Here is an 18250-nt window from a genome sequence, read left to right as displayed (position 1 = left end):
TCTGCAGAAGGGAAGTCCATAGGGGCTTCCCTTCTTTTACCAGAGAAGAAGATTGTCTGAGAATTGTAATACAGCCGGAAATAAAACAGATATATTTGGCAAATGCGTCTGGTCTTTGAAGCAATAAACTGATACAATAAGAATAATATCTTCAAATAATGCGCGGAGATAAAATGATATTGTGTGAACATTGCGGAGGAAGAGAGAAGATGAACAAAGAATTTCTGGACGCGATCGAGGCGAACCCGATCATAGCGGCTGTAAAGGATGAGCAGGGGCTTCAGAACTGTTTGGGCAGGGAGGAGCTTACCGTGATCTTTATCCTGTATGGAGATATCCGTTCTATTGGGGGAATTGTGGAGCGGATCCACCAGGCGGGGAAGATCGCGATGGCACATATAGACCTGATCACAGGTTTAAGCTCAAAAGAGGTTTCTGTGGATTATATTTGTAAAAATATCCATGCAGATGGGATCATTTCAACAAAAGCATCCATGATCAACAGGGCGAAGAAGCTTGGAATGTATACAGTTCTGCGTTTTTTCCTTATTGATTCCATGGCGATCAAGAACATTGAGAATCTGGGAAATCAGCATGAGCAGCTGCCGGATGTGGTAGAGGTTCTGCCGGGGCTGATGCCGAAGATTCTTAAACAGATATGTAAAACAAGCAAGGTGCCTGTGATCGCAGGCGGTTTGATCTCCGATAAGGAGGACGTGATGGGAGCCCTGGGTGCGGGGGCAGCAGCGGTTTCCACTACAAATCAGAAGGTATGGGAATTATGAGGCTGCAGAGGCATTGAGCCGCAGCCAAGAAATGTATTGGAGGATTTTTATATGGCAAAATATGTTATGGCGCTGGATTCCGGAACGACCAGTAACCGCTGTATTCTTTTTGATGAAAGCGGAAGGATCCGCAGTGTGGCACAGAAGGAGTTTATCCAGCATTTTCCAAAACCGGGATGGGTAGAGCATGATGCAGGTGAGATCTGGTCCACACAGCTTTCTGTTGCCAGAGAGGCTATGAACCAGATTGAGGCAACGGCAGAGGATATTGCAGCGATCGGTATCACCAATCAGAGAGAGACCACCATTGTCTGGGATAAGAATACGGGACAGCCGGTTTATCATGCCATCGTATGGCAGTGCAGGAGAACCTCAGAATACTGCGACAGCCTGAAAGCAAAGGGACTGGAAGAAAAATTCCGTCAGAAAACAGGACTTGTTATTGATGCGTATTTTTCTGCCACCAAGGTAAAATGGATCCTGGATAATGTGGAGGGTGCCCGCGAAAGAGCAGAGAAGGGTGAGCTTCTGTTTGGTACCGTGGAGACCTGGCTGATCTGGAAGCTGACCAAGGGAGCTGTTCATGTAACAGATTATTCCAATGCGTCCAGAACCATGATGTTCAACATCAATACACTGGAGTGGGATGATGAGATCCTGGAGGAGCTTGATATTCCGAAATGCATGCTCCCGCAGGTAAAAGAGTCCAGTGAGATTTATGGTGAGACAGATCCGTCCTTTTTCGGTGGAAGGATCCCGGTAGCCGGTGCTGCCGGGGACCAGCAGGCGGCGCTGTTCGGACAGGCCTGCTTTGAGAAAGGTGAAACCAAGAATACATATGGAACCGGTGGCTTTCTTCTGATGAATGCAGGAGATAAACCGGTATTTTCCAATAACGGGCTGGTTACAACCATCGGATGGGGACTTAACGGAGAGATCACTTATGTTCTGGAGGGATCCGTATTTGTGGCTGGTGCTGCGATCCAGTGGCTTCGTGATGAGCTTCATCTGGTGGATTCCGCATCGGATACCGAGTATTTTGCGGGAAAGGTACCGGATGCAAACGGCTGCTACGTCGTGCCTGCATTTACAGGACTTGGAGCTCCTTACTGGGATCAGTATGCCCGTGGCACGATCGTGGGATTGACCCGTGGTGTAAATAAGTATCATATTGTGCGTGCGACTTTGGAATCACTTGCATATCAGGTCAATGATGTGCTGGAGGTTATGAAGGAAGATGCAGGAAGTGACCTTGCAGTTCTTCGTGTAGACGGCGGAGCAAGTGCAAACAATCTTCTCCTGCAGATCCAGGCCAATATCAGTAATGTGGCTGTAGAACGTCCGGAATGTATTGAGACAACTGCTCTTGGTGCCGCATATCTTGCAGGTCTTGCTGTGGGATTCTGGGAAAGCAAGGAGGCAGTACTGGAAAGCCGTGATGTGGAACGTATTTTCCGCACGGAGATCGATGATGAGAAGCGAAATGCCATGGTAAAAGGCTGGAGAGCTGCAGTAGGCTGCTCCAGAGACTGGATCAAAAAGATCCAGTAAAAGATAAAAAAGAAAAGTCATGCAGCGGGACCGGATGAAAATGTCCTGTGCATGGCTTTTTTGCGTTTCCGGAATGTCACAGACAGACCGGCATATAAGCGATCGCGGAACAGATCCGCCGGAGCTTACAGAGTGGTCAGATCGATCCTGTAATCGTCGGAACCCGTTCCGTCAGCAGTGTAGTAAGCTGCTCTTTCTTCTGCATTTACATAGATGTGGAGCTCTTTGCCTTTCAGGCCCTTTGCTTCTGCATCTTTCTTAACAGCTGCCTCAAGGTCGGCAACTGTGATGGATGTCTCAAAAATTTCAAGTGTGATGCCGCTGATCTTATGATTTTTTACAGTGTTCTTAACTTCTTCTACTACTTCTGGTGCCTTGGCTGCTACAGTCTCTGTTGCCTTTTTGACTGCTTTAACGGTTTTTTCAGCTGCAGGTGTTTTTTCAATCTTTTCTACAGTTGATTTCACGGTAGCTTTGGCCTTGGTGGTTGCGCTCTTCAGGTTGCTTGTTCTGCTGTTTCTTCTTTTTTCCATAATGGAACACTCCCTTCCACATATTTCGCTGACAGAACGGATCTGCCGGAATATGTACCTGTTTACAGTAGCATGAATCCGGTGGAAAGTCAAATTTTTGCTTGGGTGTTGCATTTCCGGCAGTTGTCGTATAAACTGGATTACAGAGAAAATCAGACAGGGGTACAGAGATTGAAGAATATTCAGGAAGATATTAAAACAGGAAAATTTAAGCAGGCATATCTCCTTTACGGTGAGGAAGCCTATCTGAAACAACAATATAAAAGAAATCTGGTGAAGGCTCTGAACCCGGACGATGATACCATGAATTTTACCAGATATGAGGGGAAGGGGATCGATGTCCGGGAGCTTTTGAGTCTTTGTGATACCATGCCCTTTTTTGCAGAGCGAAGAGTAGTCCTTCTTGAGGATACGGGATTCTTTAAGAACAAATGCGAGGAACTGGCAGATTATATGAAAGCTCTGCCTGATTATCTGTATCTAGTGTTCTGCGAGTCTGAAGTAGATAAAAGAAGCCGTATGTACAAGGCGGTAAAAGCCTGCGGCAGCATCGGGGAATTTAAACAGCAGGATGAAAAGACTCTTATGCGGTGGGCAGCAGGAATCCTTGGAAAAAATGGCCGCAGGATCACCCAGAGAGATGTGGAGCTTTTGCTGACCATGACGGGAACAGATATGGGAAATATAAGGATGGAGCTGGAAAAGCTGATCTCCTATACAGTTGGAAGAGATGTTGTGACTGCTGCAGATATCCGGGCTGTCTGTACTACACAGACAACCAATAAGATCTTTGATATGGTGCGTGCGGTGACGGAGAAGAACCAGAAGCGGGCCCTGGATCTGTACTATGACCTTCTGACTCTTCGGGAACCGCCAATGAGGATATTGTTTCTTCTGGCGAAACAGTTTCGCCAGATCTGCCTGACCAAGAAAATGTCGCAGGAGGGTCTTTCTCAGACTGAGATCGCTTCCAAACTGGGAGTACCCTCTTTTGTTGTGCGGAATCTGGCGTCCTGTGCCAGATCCTACACTGTGGAAGAATTGGAGAATGCTGTGCGGGATTTTGTGGATGCGGAAGAGGCGGTAAAGACAGGTACACTTGGAGATGTGCTCAGCGTGGAGCTTCTGATCGTGAAGTACAGCTCGGCGAGAGCAGTGAGGGCCTGAGTTTTACGAAGACGGGTTCTTCCACAGGGTCGCTCCGTTGTCCCTGAGCCATTTTTCGCAGGCTTTATACTCCGGCATCACAGATGCCACCACTGCATAAAAGGCAGGGGAATGATTCATTTCTTTTCTGTGGGAAAGTTCGTGTACCACAACATAATCCAGGACTTTTTCCGGGGCGAAGATCAGCCGCCAGTTGAAGTTCAGGTTTCCTTCGCTGGTGCAGCTTCCCCAGCGGGTTTTTTGTTCCCGGATCGTGATACGGCCGTAGGTTACGCCCATTTTTCTGGCGTAGGCTGCGGTTTTTCTTTTGAATATTTTTCTGGCGGATTCCATATAATAACTGCGGCGGAATTCCGAAAGAGGCGGATTTTCAGCCGGGGACTGTGCCGGCTCAGTGGCAGCGTGTGAGAGATGCTCCAGGATCCAGCTTTCTTTCTGTGAGAGAAAACGATGGATGGTGGAATCTGGCATTGTGTGTGGAGCGCGGACAGTCACCTGACCGGAAACGCTGACCTGGATCGCCAGGGTTTTCCGGCTGCTGCGGATAATGCGGTAGGGAAAGGGATGAGATATCATAAAAAACTCCTTTTGGTCAATGCAGAAATCTATATACAAAAAAGACAGTCGCTGACGGTTCGACTGTCTTTCCTTTTACTTATAAGCTTATAACTAAAATATTCCGTGGTCTATTACGCAATGCTGTTGACAGCTTTGGAAAGACGGGAAATTTTTCTGGCGCAGTTATTTTTGTGATAAACGCCCTTGGATGTAGCTTTGCTGATTGTGGAGATTGCGTCCTTAAGAGCAACCTCTGCAGCTGCCTTATCCTTATTCTCAACTGCTGTCTCAACTTTCTTGATGGAAGTCTTAACTGCAGAACGGATTGCTTTGTTTCTTGCAGCCTTAGTGCTGTTAACTAAGATTCTCTTCTTTGCGGATTTAATGTTAGCCAATTCGTACACCTCCGATTCCTTAAAAATATAATATCAAATTACATTCACAGGAACAGACACGGGCGCTCCTATGAAACATGCTTATATATATTATTATACGTGCACAGGAATGTCAAGATGTTTTTCGCAAAAATTCAAAAAAATATGCGAAAAATACCAGATGCTGTGTGTAAAAGCGGAAATGATACATATTTATGGGAAAAAGGGAAATAATAAAAGGGAAAACACCGGAAAAGCTGCAGGCAGCAGCGAAAAAGTCTTTTTGATTTTACAGAAAAAGAGGATGAGAGTATGGCTGGAAGGAGCAGAATCAGAACAGACCTGGCACTGGAAGCAACGGAACGCTTTCGGGAGGAAAATGTAGAAGTACATGGAGTAGAGATCAGGGAAAAATACGATGAGGAAAAGGAGGTGCGTACTACAGTTGTAAGGATCACAACGGAAAACGGAGCCAGGGCCATGGGAAAACCACAGGGCACCTATATTACCATTGAGGCACCGGATCTTTCCGTTCCGGATGAGGATTATCACAGGGAGATTTCTGAAGAAGTGGCACATCATTTAAGGGAACTGATCGATCTTGGACGTCAGTTGTCAATTCTGGTGGTAGGGCTTGGAAATCAGGAGATTACTGCAGATTCCCTTGGTCCTCGTACAGTTTCCAATCTTCACATGACAAGGCATGTGATCCGGGAATATGGGCTGAAGAGCAATGGACATATGAAAATGCACCAGATCAGCGGGATCGTTCCGGGTGTGATGGCACAGACCGGAATGGAAACTCTGGAAATTGTTCGTGGTGTTGTTTCTGAGACAAAGCCGGATTTGGTGATCGCCGTAGATGCGCTGGCGGCCAGAAGTACGACAAGACTTAACCGGACGATCCAGATCACGGATACCGGGATCAGTCCGGGCTCCGGCGTGGGAAATCACAGGGAAGGCCTGAATGAAGAAAATCTTTCGGTCCGTGTGATCGGGATCGGTGTTCCGACTGTGGTGGATGCGGCTACTATTGTCCATGATTCCATGGCGGAGCTTCTGGAGGCGCTGGAGGAAGATGAGCAGAAGGAGTTTCTGGAAGAAATGATCTCGCCGAAGCTTTACACCATGTTTGTAACACCAAAGGATGTGGATGAAACGGTACGGTATTTAAGCTTTACCATTTCCGAGGGACTGAATCTGGCTTTTTCCGATAGTCTAATCGAAGAGGACAGGTCATAAAATACCATAAGAGGTGATCGTGGGTGACGAATATCCAGAGGGCTTTCTGCGTGGTTTTGAGCCTGATCTTCCTGTGTGTGGTGGCTGTCCTTCCGGGAGATTTTTTCAGGCATGGTGAGATCTACAGACAGCTGCCGCTGTATTGCTTTCTGGAAAAGAAAGCTCTGCAGAAGGAAAATGGCAGAGATAGGGAAACAGAGATGCTTTTGCAGGAAAAAAACGCAGAGCATCTGGGTAAAGAAGTGGAATCAGAGAACCGAAAAGAGCAGGAGACGCTGCTGATGGCCGAGGCGGAAGAGGTAGAGAAGAAAGAAGAACTTCAGAAGAAAGAAGAGCTTCAAAAGAAAAAAGAAATTCAAAAGAAAGAAGCGGAAGAGGCAGAAATGGCAGGGAAAAAATCCTCTGCCGGCAAAAAAAATGAAAAGGAGACTGTTAAGGGAAATACAGAACAGGAAGTTGCTGAGCCAGAAATTACAGAGCCAGGAGGTTCAGAACAGGAAGCTACGGAGCCGGGGGACACAGAACCGGAGACTCCTCCGTCAGAGGAGAACCAATCCGGTGAAAATACTGCGAAGGAACAGGAGACTGTGGCACTGCCACATCCGCAGATTGACTTGTCTCAGGCGAAACTGGCAGATTTTGACTATGTGATGAATCAGTTTTTTATATTGGATTCCAATACGGAAACGAATGCGCAGCAGATCAGTGCGCCCCGTTTTCTGAAGGAGGATCTGTCCGTTAAAAAGGATTCATCGGTACCCCAGATCCTGATCTATCATACCCATTCCCAGGAGGCTTTTGCAGATTCAAGAGAAGGACAGACTGAGGACACCATCGTAGGAGTGGGAGATCATCTTACTGAACTTCTGGAAAAAACATATGGATACCAGGTCATTCATATAACAGATGCCTTTGATATGATGGGAGGAACACTGGACAGGAGCAAGGCTTATGATTATGCTAGGGCATCCATAGAAAAAGTGTTGGAAGAAAATCCCACCATTGAAGTTGTGATCGACCTTCACAGAGATGGTGTGCCGGATGAGCGTCATCTGGTAACGCAGGTGAATGGAAAACCTACTGCTCAGCTGCTTTTTTATAATGGATTAAGCTATACAGTCAGTCAGGGGGCAGTGAGTTATCTGCCCAATCCTTACATAGAAGAGAATCTGGCATTTTCCTTTCAGCTAGAATATCAGGCGGCACAGTATTACCCCGATCTTTACCGGGGGATCTATCTGGCAGGTCTTCGCTATAATCTGCATCTTAAGCCACGGGCCCTGCTTCTGGAGGCCGGAGCACAGACAAATACCGTGGAGGAAGTCCGAAATGCCATGGAACCATTTGCAGATATCTTAAACAGAGTTCTGAAAGGCAGTGACAAAGAAGGCTGAAATATGATATGATAAAGAGCAGTATGGAAAAATATGCGTTCTGAACGCTTTATACGAGAGAAATTTAAGGAGGACTTCCTGAATGATAGACCAGAGTAAAATTCGGAATTTTTGTATCATTGCACATATCGACCATGGCAAGTCAACACTTGCGGACCGTATCATCGAGATGACGGGACTTCTTACCGAGAGGGAAATGCAGGCCCAGGTTCTGGATAACATGGACCTTGAGAGAGAACGAGGAATCACCATCAAATCCCAGGCGGTTCGTATTGTATACAAAGCCAAGGACGGAAATGAGTATATTTTTAACCTGATCGATACCCCGGGACATGTGGACTTTAACTATGAAGTTTCCCGAAGCCTTGCTGCCTGTGACGGAGCGATCCTTGTTGTGGATGCAGCACAGGGAATCGAAGCTCAGACACTTGCCAATGTATATATGGCACTGGACCATGATCTGGATGTGGTTCCGGTGATCAACAAGATCGACCTTCCAAGTGCGGATCCGGAGCGTGTTATCAATGAGATCGAGGATGTGATCGGAATCGAAGCGCAGGATGCACCGCAGATCTCCGCAAAAACAGGACTGAATGTAGACCAGGTCCTGGAGCAGATCGTCAATAAGGTCCCGGCGCCGGCGGGGGATGTGGATGCACCTCTGAAGGCTCTGATCTTCGACTCTGTTTATGACCCTTATAAGGGTGTTATCGTATTTTGCAGAGTGAAGGACGGACGTGTGAAAAAGGGCACGAGGATCCATATGATGGCGACCGGATTCACCACGGAGGTTGTGGAGGTTGGATATTTTGGAGCGGGTCAGTTTATCCCGTGTGACGAGCTGACAGCAGGTATGGTCGGATATATCACAGCCAGCATCAAGAATGTCCGTGATACCCGCGTGGGTGATACGGTAACGGATGCGGACAACCCCTGTGCAGAGGCACTTCCGGGATATAAGAAGGTAAACCCTATGGTTTATTGTGGCCTTTATCCGGCAGATGGTGCCAAGTACGGCGATCTCCGTGACGCGCTGGAGAAGCTTCAGCTCAACGATGCTTCCCTTTATTATGAACCGGAGACATCGGTCGCCCTTGGATTTGGTTTCCGCTGCGGCTTCCTGGGACTTCTTCATCTGGAGATCATCCAGGAGCGTCTGGAGAGAGAGTATAACCTGGATCTTGTAACTACAGCACCGAGTGTTATCTATAAGGTCTATAAAACCAATGGTGAGATCATCGAGCTGACCAATCCCACCAACCTTCCGGATCCTTCAGAGATCGAATACATGGAAGAGCCTATGGTGAAGGCGGAGATCATGGTAACCACAGAGTTCATTGGTGCGATCATGGATCTCTGCCAGGAGAGACGTGGTCAGTATGAAGGCATGGAATATATGGAAGAAACCCGTGCACTCCTGAAATACAGACTGCCGCTGAACGAGATCATTTATGATTTCTTTGATGCACTGAAATCACGTTCCAGAGGTTATGCATCCCTGGATTACGAACTGGACGGATATGAGAGAAGTGAGCTTGTGAAGCTGGATATCCTTGTGAATAAAGAAGAAGTGGATGCTCTTTCCTTTATCGTGCATGCAGATACTGCTTACGAGCGTGGAAGAAAGATGTGTGAGAAGCTGAAAGACGAGATCCCGAGACAGCTCTTTGAGATCCCGATCCAGGCAGCTATCGGAAGCAAGGTCATTGCCAGAGAGACGGTAAGAGCCATGCGTAAAGACGTACTTGCCAAGTGTTACGGTGGAGATATCTCCCGTAAGAAGAAGCTTCTGGAAAAACAGAAGGAAGGTAAGAAACGTATGCGTCAGGTAGGTAACGTGGAGATCCCGCAGAAGGCATTTATGAGTGTCCTGAAGCTGGATGATAAATAGGAGATGACTTTTTGAAAAAAAATATAAAAAAACTGTTTCTGGCAGCAGGACTTCTGGCTATAACAGGAGCTCTGCTTACCGGATGTGGTTCAAAGAAGAAAAATGCAGAAGAGGAAAGTGTGATCAAAATCAGTACAGCGCCGGAACCGACTGCCACTCCTGATCCGAAAACCGTAGATCCGGATGCAGTGACGAGCAATGGAAATCTGACAATGGTCAATGAGTACCTGGCAGAAAACGGCAGTGAGGCATTGGGGATCGATGGCGTGACACCGACACCGGCTGCTTCGGATGGAAGCACGGATAATGCGGATAGTGCCGGTGAAGATACAAGCTCCGATGAGGATAATGATACATCAGGTAGTGGTGGAGAGGAAGGAGCCATGGATGGAGAATGAGGCGAAAAAACCGCTGGAGCTCTATATCCATATTCCGTTTTGTGTAAAAAAATGCGATTACTGTGATTTCCTTTCCGGACCTGCCGGAAAAGAGAGGCAGCGTGAATATTTCCAGGCTCTGGAAAGGGAGATTGCCGCTGTTCCGGATTTTTCGGACAGGGAGATCACCACAGTTTTTATCGGCGGAGGAACACCTTCCGTGCCGGATCCGTCTCTTGTTGGAGAGATGCTGGATCAGATCAGAAATAAGTTTTTTGTGGCCCCGGATGCTGAGATCACCATCGAAGCAAATCCGGGGACTTTATATAAAGAAAAACTTCAGATATATCTGGAACACGGGATCAACCGGCTGAGTCTGGGGCTTCAGTCCCCGCAGAATCGGGAATTAAAGATCCTTGGAAGGATCCATACGTGGGAAGAGTTTCAGGAGAGCTTTTTTATGGCAAGGGATGCAGGCTTTTCCAACATCAATATCGATCTGATGAGTGCCATTCCGGAACAGACCTATGCAGACTGGGAAAAAAATCTCCGCACGGTGGCAGGGCTTTCGCCAGAACATATTTCCGCCTATAGTCTGATCATTGAGGAAGGCACTCCTTTCGGGGAGAGAAAGCTGAAATTGCCGGATGAGGATACGGAGTACCGTATGTATGAGAATACGGCAGGGATCCTGGAGGAATATGGGTTTCATCAGTACGAGATCTCCAATTATGCGAAAGGCGGACGGGAATGCCGTCATAATAAGGGATACTGGCAGAGGATCGATTATCTGGGACTGGGACTTGGGGCGTCTTCACTTCTGGAGCATATGCGTTTTTCCAATACTGCGGATATGAAGGAATATATTGGAAACAGTGCGTTTCCGGATAAGATCCGCCAGAATATGGAAAGCCTTACAGAGGCAGATGAGATGGCTGAGTTTATGTTTCTGGGGCTTCGGATGACAGAGGGCGTTTCAATGGAAGCGTTTGCGAAATATTTCGGAAAAAATATGGAAAACGTTTACGGAGAGGTCCTGAAAAAACATCTGGAGATCGGAATGCTGGAACAAAAAGGAGACAGGATATATCTTTCGAGAAAGGGAATCCATGTGAGCAATGGAGTGATGGCGGATTTTCTGCTGTAGAAAAATTTGTCGATTTTTTCACCTTGACGAACGGATGTTCTGGCAGTATACTGATAAAAAATCAGAAGTTTTACAGCGGAATAAGAGAGGTAGATTCTGCTGTTGAGAAGAATACCGGAGTATTTTTTATGACCGGACAGAGTAGGAGGCTTTCATGTCAGCAGAAGCAAACGATAAGAAGCGTTTTATCAGGATACGCGGAGCCAATGAGAATAATCTTAAGAATCTTAGCGTCGATATTCCCAGAGACCAGTTTGTGGTACTTACCGGACTCAGCGGCTCCGGTAAGTCATCTCTTGCATTTGATACCATTTATGCAGAGGGACAGAGACGTTATATGGAGTCACTTTCTTCCTATGCGAGGCAGTTCCTGGGACAGATGGAGAAACCGGATGTGGAGAGTATCGAGGGCCTTCCGCCGGCAATCTCCATTGATCAGAAGTCAACGAACCGGAATCCCCGTTCTACAGTGGGTACGGTAACGGAGATCTACGATTATTTCCGACTTCTGTATGCCCGTGTGGGAATCCCGCACTGTCCCAAATGTGGAAGGGAAATCCGCAAACAGACGGTAGATCAGATGGTGGATCAGATCATGACGCTTCCGGAACGCCAGAAGATCCAGCTTCTTGCACCGGTAGTGCGGGGCCGCAAGGGAACCCATGTTAAACTTCTGGATCAGGCCAGAAGAAGCGGATATGTGAGAGTGCAGATTGACGGAAATCTCTATGAGCTTTCTGAGGAGATCAAGCTGGATAAGAATATCAAACATAACATTGAGATCGTTGTGGATCGACTTATTGTGAAACCGGGAATAGAGAAGCGTCTTTCCGATTCTATTGAAACCGTGCTGGATCTGGCGGATGGTCTGCTGGTAGTAGACACTATGGACGGGAAGCTTCTGAATTTCAGTCAGAGTTTTTCCTGTCCGGATTGCGGCATCAGCATTGATGAGATCGAACCCAGGAGCTTTTCCTTTAATAATCCATTTGGTGCCTGCCCGCAGTGTCTGGGTCTTGGATATAAGATGGAATTTGATATCGATCTGATGATTCCGGATAAGAAACGGAGTATCAATGAAGGGGCTATCGCTGTTCTCGGATGGCAGTCCTGTACTACGCAGGGAAGTTTTTCCAGAGCAATCCTGGATGCCCTGGCAAGGGAATATGAATTTTCTCTGGATACACCTTTCTGCGAGTATCCGAAGAAGGTACAGGATATCCTCATCCATGGTACCGGCGGTCATTCTGTGAAGGTTTATTATAAAGGACAGCGGGGAGAGGGCGTTTACGATGTGGCGTTCCCGGGACTGATTCGCAATGTGGAGCAGAGATACCGTGAAACCGGTTCCGAGGCCATGAAGCAGGAATACGAGAGCTTTATGCGGATTACTCCGTGCACCACATGTAAGGGACAGAGGCTGAAGAAGGAGTCACTGGCAGTGACCGTGGCGGATAAGAATATTTATGAAGTGACCAATATGCCGGTACAGAAGCTGCAGGGCTTTTTCCGCGATCTGAAGCTTTCAAAGCAGCAGGAGCTTATTGGAAGACAGATCCTGAAGGAAATCCGCGCCAGGGTTGGATTTCTGGCAGAGGTTGGCCTGGAGTATCTTTCACTTGGAAGAGCTACCGGAACCCTTTCCGGCGGAGAAGCTCAGAGGATCCGTCTTGCCACACAGATCGGATCCGGGCTTGTGGGGGTTGCATATATCCTGGATGAGCCGAGTATCGGGCTTCACCAGAGAGATAATGACAAGCTTCTGGGGGCACTGATGCGTCTCCGTGATCTTGGCAACAGTCTGATCGTGGTGGAGCATGATGAAGATACCATGCGTGCTGCAGACTGTGTCATCGATATCGGCCCCGGAGCCGGAGAACATGGCGGACAACTGGTCGCAATGGGGACAGCTGAGGATCTGATGAAAAATGAGCAGTCTGTGACAGGAGCTTATTTAAGCGGAAGGCTGAAGATCCCGGTACCGGAAGTGAGGAAGGAACCAACCGGATTTCTTCATATAAAGGGTGCGGCAGAGAACAACCTGAAGCATATCGACGTAGATATTCCTCTGGGAGTGATGACCTGTATCACAGGTGTTTCCGGCTCCGGTAAGAGCTCTCTGATCAATGAAATCCTGTACAAGAGACTTGCCAGAGACTTGAACCGTGCCAGAGTGATCCCCGGGAAACATGATGACATCCTGGGTATCGATCAGCTGGATAAGGTGATCAATATCGACCAGTCCCCGATCGGAAGAACTCCCCGTTCCAATCCTGCCACATATACCGGAGTTTTTGACCAGATCCGTGATCTTTTTGCAGCCACCGCAGATGCCAAGGCAAAGGGCTACAAGAAAGGCCGTTTCAGTTTTAATGTCAAGGGCGGACGGTGCGAGGCCTGCAGCGGTGACGGAATCATCAAGATCGAGATGCATTTTCTTCCGGATGTATATGTGCCTTGCGAAGTCTGCAAGGGCAAACGCTACAATCGTGAGACTCTGGAAGTGAAGTATAAGGGCAAGAGCATTTATGATGTATTGAATATGACTGTGGAAGAAGCACTGACATTTTTTGAGAATGTACCGTCGATCCGGAGAAAGATCGAGACCTTGTATGATGTAGGGCTTTCCTATATCCGTCTGGGTCAGCCCTCCACCACTCTTTCCGGAGGAGAAGCACAGCGTATCAAGCTTGCCACAGAACTCAGCAAGCGCAGTACCGGAAAGACGATCTATATCCTGGATGAGCCTACCACAGGACTGCACTTTGCGGATGTCCACAAGCTGATCGAGATCCTGCGCCGTCTGTCTGAAGGAGGAAACACCGTTGTGGTCATTGAGCACAATCTGGATGTGATCAAGACGGCAGATCATATTATTGATATCGGACCGGAAGGCGGTGACAGAGGCGGAACGGTAATTGCCAGAGGAACTCCGGAGGAAGTAGCAGAGAATCCGGTTTCCTACACCGGTAAATATGTGAAAAAATATCTGGAACAGAAATAACCGGTAAAAGTTCTTTTCAATTTCTGTGGTTTTGTATATAATGAAGTGCGGGAACGTTCCGGCACAGACCGGAACAGAATAAGTCATAAATGCGTCAGCATACAGAATGCGTATGACGCAGGCGGGAGGATTTATGCCGGCAAAGGATATTGGAATCGATCTGGGAACCAGAAACAGTCTGGTGTTTTCCACAGGCAAGGGAATCGTTTTAAGAGAGCCCTCTGTGGTTGTTTATGATAAAGATACAGAGAAGATCAGAGCAATCGGTGAGGAAGCCAGACAGATGGCAAGCCATCTGACTTCCAATATGGAAGTGATCTGGCCAATCCGAAGAGGTGTGATCGTAGATTATAATGTAATGGAAAAGATGCTGAAATATTTTATTTCACAGGCTATGGGACGGAGAGCGTTCCGGAAGCCGAGAGTCAGCATCAGTGTTCCGAGCGGGATCACAGAGATTGAGCGTAAAGCAATTGAGGAAGCTGCCTATCAGTCAGGAGCCAGGGAAGTTTTTCTTGTGGATGAGCCCATTGCTGCTGCTATCGGGGCAGGTGTAGACATTACCAAGCCATTTGGCAATCTGATCGTGGACATCGGTGCAGGGACCACGGATGTTGCGGTCGTATCCGTAGGAGGTGTGGTTGTTTCCGCATCTGTGAAGGTTGCAGGAGATAATTTTGATCATGCGATCATGAATTATGTACGTGAGAAGCACAGCCTCTTTATCGGGGAGGATGCAGCGGAGAATATCAAGATCAAGATCGGAACAGCCAGTGAAGAAGCGGATCTTCGCACGATGGAGGTCAAGGGCAGAAATATCATCACAGGACTTCCGAAGGTGGCAACACTGACTTCTGAGGAGATCCGGACCGCTTTGCGGGAAACGACCGGACAGATCGTAGAGACAGTCCATGGCGTTCTTGAGAAAACACCGCCGGAGCTGGCGGCAGATATCATGGACCGAGGAATCGTTCTTACAGGCGGAGGTGCCATGCTGCATGGAATGGATGCATTGATCGAGCAGAAAACAGGAGTCAGCACATTGACTGTGCAGGATGCAATGCTTGTAGTGGCTGCCGGAACAGGAAAATATGCGGAAATCATGTCAAGGATGTAAACCGTTATGAGTCGTCTGGACGGCACAGGGTCAGAGAAGAGACTGCCGCAGGAAACTCATACAGATAAGGCGCTGCAGCTGCAGTGCCTTTTGCTGTTATCAGAGGTTTACAGATGGAGAAAAAAATGAGTGAGACAGTTACAGGATATATAGATCATGTGATCTTCCGAAATGAAGATAATGGATATACGGTCATGGTACTGAAAGGGATGGAAGAGGAACGGGAACTGACCTGTGTGGGGACATTTCCTGCGATCACCCAGGGGGCTGCCATTGAAGCTTCCGGAAATTATACAACACATCCGGTGTATGGCAAGCAGTTTCAGATAGCCTCCTACGTAGAAAAAATGCCGGAGGATGCACTGGCCATGGAGCGTTATCTGGGTTCCGGTGCGATCAAGGGGATCGGAGCGGCACTGGCAGCCAGGATCGTACGTCGTTTCGGTGATGATACTATGCGTATTGTAGAGGAAGAGCCGGAGCGGCTGGCTGAGATCAAGGGAATCAGCGAAAAAAAGGCCATGGAGATCGCAGAACAGATGACGGAGAAAGCAGATATGCGCCGCGCTATGATCTTTCTCCAGAAATACGGGATATCACTGAATCTCGGCGCAAAGATCTATCAGAAATATGGGCAGACTGTATATGGAGTCCTGCAGGAGAATCCGTATCGCCTTGCAGAGGATATCAGTGGTGTGGGATTCCGTATCGCAGATGAGATCGCTTCCCGGATCGGGATCCATACAGATTCAGATTACAGGATAAGAAGCGGAATGTTGTATACTCTCCTACAGGCTTCAGGAGAAGGCCATATCTATCTCCCGAAGGAGGAACTTTTTTCCAGGGCATCCGGACTTTTGGGAGTAGATTCCTCCTACATGGAAAAACATCTCATGGATATGGTAGTAGACCGGAAACTGATCCTGAAAGAAACAGAAGACGGTGCAGTTGTCTATCCCACACGATATTATTATCTTGAGCTGAATTCAGCCAGAATGCTCTGTGAGCTGAACATCCTCTGCCCGGAAGATGAGGAGATGATGGAGAAACGGATCAACAGGATCGAAAAGGAGACAGGAACCCGGTTAGATGAAATGCAGAAACAGGCAGTGGCGGCAGCTGCCAGTCATGGTCTGTTCATTCTGACCGGCGGGCCGGGAACCGGAAAGACTACAACGATCAATGCGATTATCCGTTATTTTGAAGAGGAAGGCGCTGAGCTGCGGCTTGCAGCTCCCACCGGCCGTGCAGCCAAGCGAATGACAGAGGCTACCGGATACGAGGCTCAGACGATCCACAGACTTCTGGAGCTGAATGGAATGCCGGAGGAAGAGCAGGAAGGCCGTGCAGTTCATTTTGACAGGAATTCGGAGAATCCGCTGGAAGCGGATGTGATCATCATTGATGAGATGTCCATGGTAGATATCGCACTGATGCATTCATTGCTTCTTGCAGTGACAGCAGGGACCAGACTGATCCTGGTAGGTGATGAAAATCAGCTTCCCAGTGTAGGCCCGGGAAATGTTCTGAGGGATATTATCCGCAGCGGCTGTTTTCCGGTAGTAGAGTTGAAAAAGATTTTCCGCCAGGCATCTGAAAGTGATATTGTGGTGAATGCACATAAGATCAACCGGGGCGAGCAGGTGACCATCAATAACAAGAGCCGGGATTTCTTTTTTCTGAAAAGATATGACGCGGACATCATTATCCGTGTGGTGATCGCACTGATCCAGGAGAAGCTTCCGCGTTATGTAGATGCAAAGCCCTATGAGATCCAGGTGCTCACGCCTATGCGTAAGGGACTTTTAGGTGTGGAGCGGCTGAACCAGATACTTCAGAGATATCTGAACCCGCCGGATGAAAAGAAAAAGGAGAAAGAGATCGGACAGCGCCTTTTCCGTGAAGGGGATAAGGTGATGCAGGTGAAGAACAATTACCAGCTGGAGTGGGAAATCCTTGGACGATACAAGATTCCTGTGGATAAAGGTGTGGGCGTGTTTAATGGAGATACCGGTATTATGACGGAGATCAATGAATTTGCGGAAACGGCCACCGTGGAATTTGAGGATGGCAGACAGGCAGAATATTCCTTCAAACAGCTTGAGGAACTGGAACTTGCCTATGCAGTGACCATACATAAGTCCCAGGGCTCAGAATATCCGGCAGTGATCCTTCCGATCCTTTCCGGACCAAGGATGCTGATGAATCGGAATCTTCTGTATACAGCAGTGACCAGAGCCAGAAAATGTGTTACCGTAGTAGGCAGCGAGACCACTTTTGCGGAGATGATCCGTAATGAAAAACAGCAGCAGAGATACAGCTCTCTGGACAGACGGATCCGGGAGCTGGATGAATCTGAACAGAAGGAGAGCGCCATCGGGGAGAAAGGACTTTCTTGAAAAAAACAGCAGATTTTTTACTGGACATGCTTTACCCGAAAAAATGCCCGCTGTGTCATCAGATACTGAAAGAAAAAGACCGGCTGATCTGTCCGGAGTGTTCCGGAAAGGTCAGGCCTATATCCGGTCCCAGGTGTATGAAATGCGGAAGACCGGTAAAAATGGAAGAGGAATACTGTGAAGATTGCCGCAAGGGTGCCCATCATTTTACGGAGGGCAGAAGTATTTTCTGGTACGGAGAGGTCTGGAGACAGTCTCTGGTACGATTTAAGTATTACGGATGTCGGGAATATGGGGATTTTTATGCAAAGGCAATGAGCGTCTTCGGAAAAAAATATCTGGAACGGTGGAAGCCTGATCTGATCGTTCCCGTTCCTCTGCATCCCAGAAAAAAAAGGATGAGAGGTTTTAACCAGGCAGCATATCTGGCAGAAAGGCTCAGTGTTCTTACGGGGATCCCATGGAATGAGCATCTGGTAAAGAAGATACGAAGCACAAGATCTCAGAAAAAACTTAATGCCATACAGAGGCGTCAGAACCTGAAAAATGCATATCAGGTAACCGAAAAGATCCCGGGTTTTTCTGTACTTGTGGTGGATGATGTATACACAACAGGAAGTACGGCAGATGCCATGGCAATGTGTCTTCTTGAGGCCGGTGCAGAGAAAGTTTATTTTCTGACAATATGCGCAGGAAGGGCATGAAACAGCC

At 47.8% G+C, this 18250-nt stretch carries 15 protein-coding genes; 12 read left to right on the top strand and 3 right to left on the bottom strand.

What is annotated here, in order from left to right; translation table 11 throughout:
* The first annotated feature begins 209 nt into the window (after positions 1-209).
* Positions 210-785 carry a glycerol-3-phosphate responsive antiterminator gene (locus tag LKD46_RS08595; RefSeq protein ID WP_015527444.1) on the top strand — a complete coding sequence of 192 codons (576 nt, stop codon included), beginning with the start codon at positions 210-212 and terminating at the stop codon, positions 783-785.
* Between the two features lie 51 nt (positions 786-836).
* Entirely contained in the window at positions 837-2336 is a 1500-nt protein-coding gene (gene glpK / locus LKD46_RS08590) for a glycerol kinase GlpK (RefSeq protein ID WP_022426947.1), read from the top strand.
* A gap of 125 nt (positions 2337-2461) precedes the next feature.
* Here glpK and LKD46_RS08585 read toward each other — a convergent pair whose 3' ends face one another.
* Entirely contained in the window at positions 2462-2869 is a 408-nt protein-coding gene (locus LKD46_RS08585; RefSeq protein ID WP_022426948.1) for a DUF6465 family protein, read from the bottom strand.
* A gap of 171 nt (positions 2870-3040) precedes the next feature.
* Here LKD46_RS08585 and holA point away from each other — a divergent pair, with 171 nt between their 5' ends.
* A complete protein-coding gene (gene holA / locus LKD46_RS08580) occupies positions 3041-4036 on the top strand; it encodes a DNA polymerase III subunit delta (protein ID WP_118515040.1) in 996 nt (331 codons plus the stop codon).
* Between the two features lie 3 nt (positions 4037-4039).
* On the opposite strand, the gene LKD46_RS08575 is transcribed toward holA, so the two are convergent.
* Positions 4040-4612 carry a M48 family metallopeptidase gene (locus tag LKD46_RS08575; protein ID WP_182466228.1) on the bottom strand — a complete coding sequence of 191 codons (573 nt, stop codon included), beginning with the start codon at positions 4610-4612 and terminating at the stop codon, positions 4040-4042.
* A gap of 113 nt (positions 4613-4725) precedes the next feature.
* The gene (rpsT, locus tag LKD46_RS08570) at positions 4726-4989 is read right to left on the bottom strand and encodes a 30S ribosomal protein S20 (RefSeq protein ID WP_022426951.1); all 264 of its coding nucleotides are present in this window, start codon (positions 4987-4989) and stop codon (positions 4726-4728) included.
* Between the two features lie 291 nt (positions 4990-5280).
* Between rpsT and gpr the strand changes: the two genes are divergently transcribed.
* The 9 genes from gpr (at position 5281) to LKD46_RS08525 (ending at position 18243) form a co-directional block, all read left to right on the top strand.
* Complete coding sequence (gene gpr, locus LKD46_RS08565) at positions 5281-6210, top strand: GPR endopeptidase (RefSeq protein ID WP_118515038.1); 930 nt, start codon at positions 5281-5283, stop codon at positions 6208-6210.
* Between the two features lie 23 nt (positions 6211-6233).
* On the top strand, positions 6234-7604 hold the full coding sequence (locus LKD46_RS08560) for a stage II sporulation protein P (protein WP_227574023.1): 1371 nt from the start codon (positions 6234-6236) through the stop codon (positions 7602-7604).
* 82 nt (positions 7605-7686) lie between these two features.
* The gene (lepA, locus tag LKD46_RS08555; RefSeq protein WP_021651884.1) at positions 7687-9495 is read left to right on the top strand and encodes a translation elongation factor 4; all 1809 of its coding nucleotides are present in this window, start codon (positions 7687-7689) and stop codon (positions 9493-9495) included.
* Between the two features lie 11 nt (positions 9496-9506).
* Positions 9507-9893 carry a hypothetical protein gene (locus tag LKD46_RS08550; RefSeq protein ID WP_021651885.1) on the top strand — a complete coding sequence of 129 codons (387 nt, stop codon included), beginning with the start codon at positions 9507-9509 and terminating at the stop codon, positions 9891-9893.
* A complete protein-coding gene (gene hemW / locus LKD46_RS08545; protein ID WP_110102817.1) occupies positions 9883-11019 on the top strand; it encodes a radical SAM family heme chaperone HemW in 1137 nt (378 codons plus the stop codon). The genes LKD46_RS08550 and hemW overlap by 11 nt, the downstream gene beginning before the upstream one ends.
* Positions 11020-11173: 154 nt before the next feature.
* Positions 11174-14023, top strand: a complete 2850-nt coding sequence (uvrA, locus tag LKD46_RS08540; protein ID WP_110102816.1) for an excinuclease ABC subunit UvrA — start codon at positions 11174-11176, stop codon at positions 14021-14023.
* A 133-nt stretch (positions 14024-14156) separates the two neighbouring features.
* Positions 14157-15140: a rod shape-determining protein gene (gene mreB / locus LKD46_RS08535; RefSeq protein WP_022426956.1), complete on the top strand. Its 984-nt coding sequence runs from the start codon at positions 14157-14159 to the stop codon at positions 15138-15140.
* A gap of 125 nt (positions 15141-15265) precedes the next feature.
* Positions 15266-17539 carry an SF1B family DNA helicase RecD2 gene (recD2, locus tag LKD46_RS08530; RefSeq protein WP_015527431.1) on the top strand — a complete coding sequence of 758 codons (2274 nt, stop codon included), beginning with the start codon at positions 15266-15268 and terminating at the stop codon, positions 17537-17539.
* Complete coding sequence (locus LKD46_RS08525; RefSeq protein WP_021651891.1) at positions 17536-18243, top strand: ComF family protein; 708 nt, start codon at positions 17536-17538, stop codon at positions 18241-18243. The genes recD2 and LKD46_RS08525 overlap by 4 nt, the downstream gene beginning before the upstream one ends.
* The last annotated feature ends 7 nt before the right edge of the window (positions 18244-18250 follow it).

The organism is Blautia fusiformis, from assembly GCF_020686995.1.
GTDB lineage: Bacteria > Bacillota > Clostridia > Lachnospirales > Lachnospiraceae > Blautia_A > Blautia_A fusiformis.
The sequence above is the reverse complement of the archived record's forward strand: the minus strand, read 5'-3'. Positions and strand labels throughout refer to the sequence as shown.

Coding starts and splice junctions, on each gene's coding strand:
- LKD46_RS08595 (WP_015527444.1), top strand. CDS start 210: ATGAACAAAGAATTTCTGGACGCGATCGAGGCGAACCCGATCATAGCG.
- glpK (WP_022426947.1), top strand. CDS start 837: ATGGCAAAATATGTTATGGCGCTGGATTCCGGAACGACCAGTAACCGC.
- LKD46_RS08585 (WP_022426948.1), bottom strand. CDS start 2,869: ATGGAAAAAAGAAGAAACAGCAGAACAAGCAACCTGAAGAGCGCAACC.
- LKD46_RS08575 (WP_182466228.1), bottom strand. CDS start 4,612: ATGATATCTCATCCCTTTCCCTACCGCATTATCCGCAGCAGCCGGAAA.
- gpr (WP_118515038.1), top strand. CDS start 5,281: ATGGCTGGAAGGAGCAGAATCAGAACAGACCTGGCACTGGAAGCAACG.
- lepA (WP_021651884.1), top strand. CDS start 7,687: ATGATAGACCAGAGTAAAATTCGGAATTTTTGTATCATTGCACATATC.
- hemW (WP_110102817.1), top strand. CDS start 9,883: ATGGAGAATGAGGCGAAAAAACCGCTGGAGCTCTATATCCATATTCCG.
- uvrA (WP_110102816.1), top strand. CDS start 11,174: ATGTCAGCAGAAGCAAACGATAAGAAGCGTTTTATCAGGATACGCGGA.
- mreB (WP_022426956.1), top strand. CDS start 14,157: ATGCCGGCAAAGGATATTGGAATCGATCTGGGAACCAGAAACAGTCTG.
- recD2 (WP_015527431.1), top strand. CDS start 15,266: ATGAGTGAGACAGTTACAGGATATATAGATCATGTGATCTTCCGAAAT.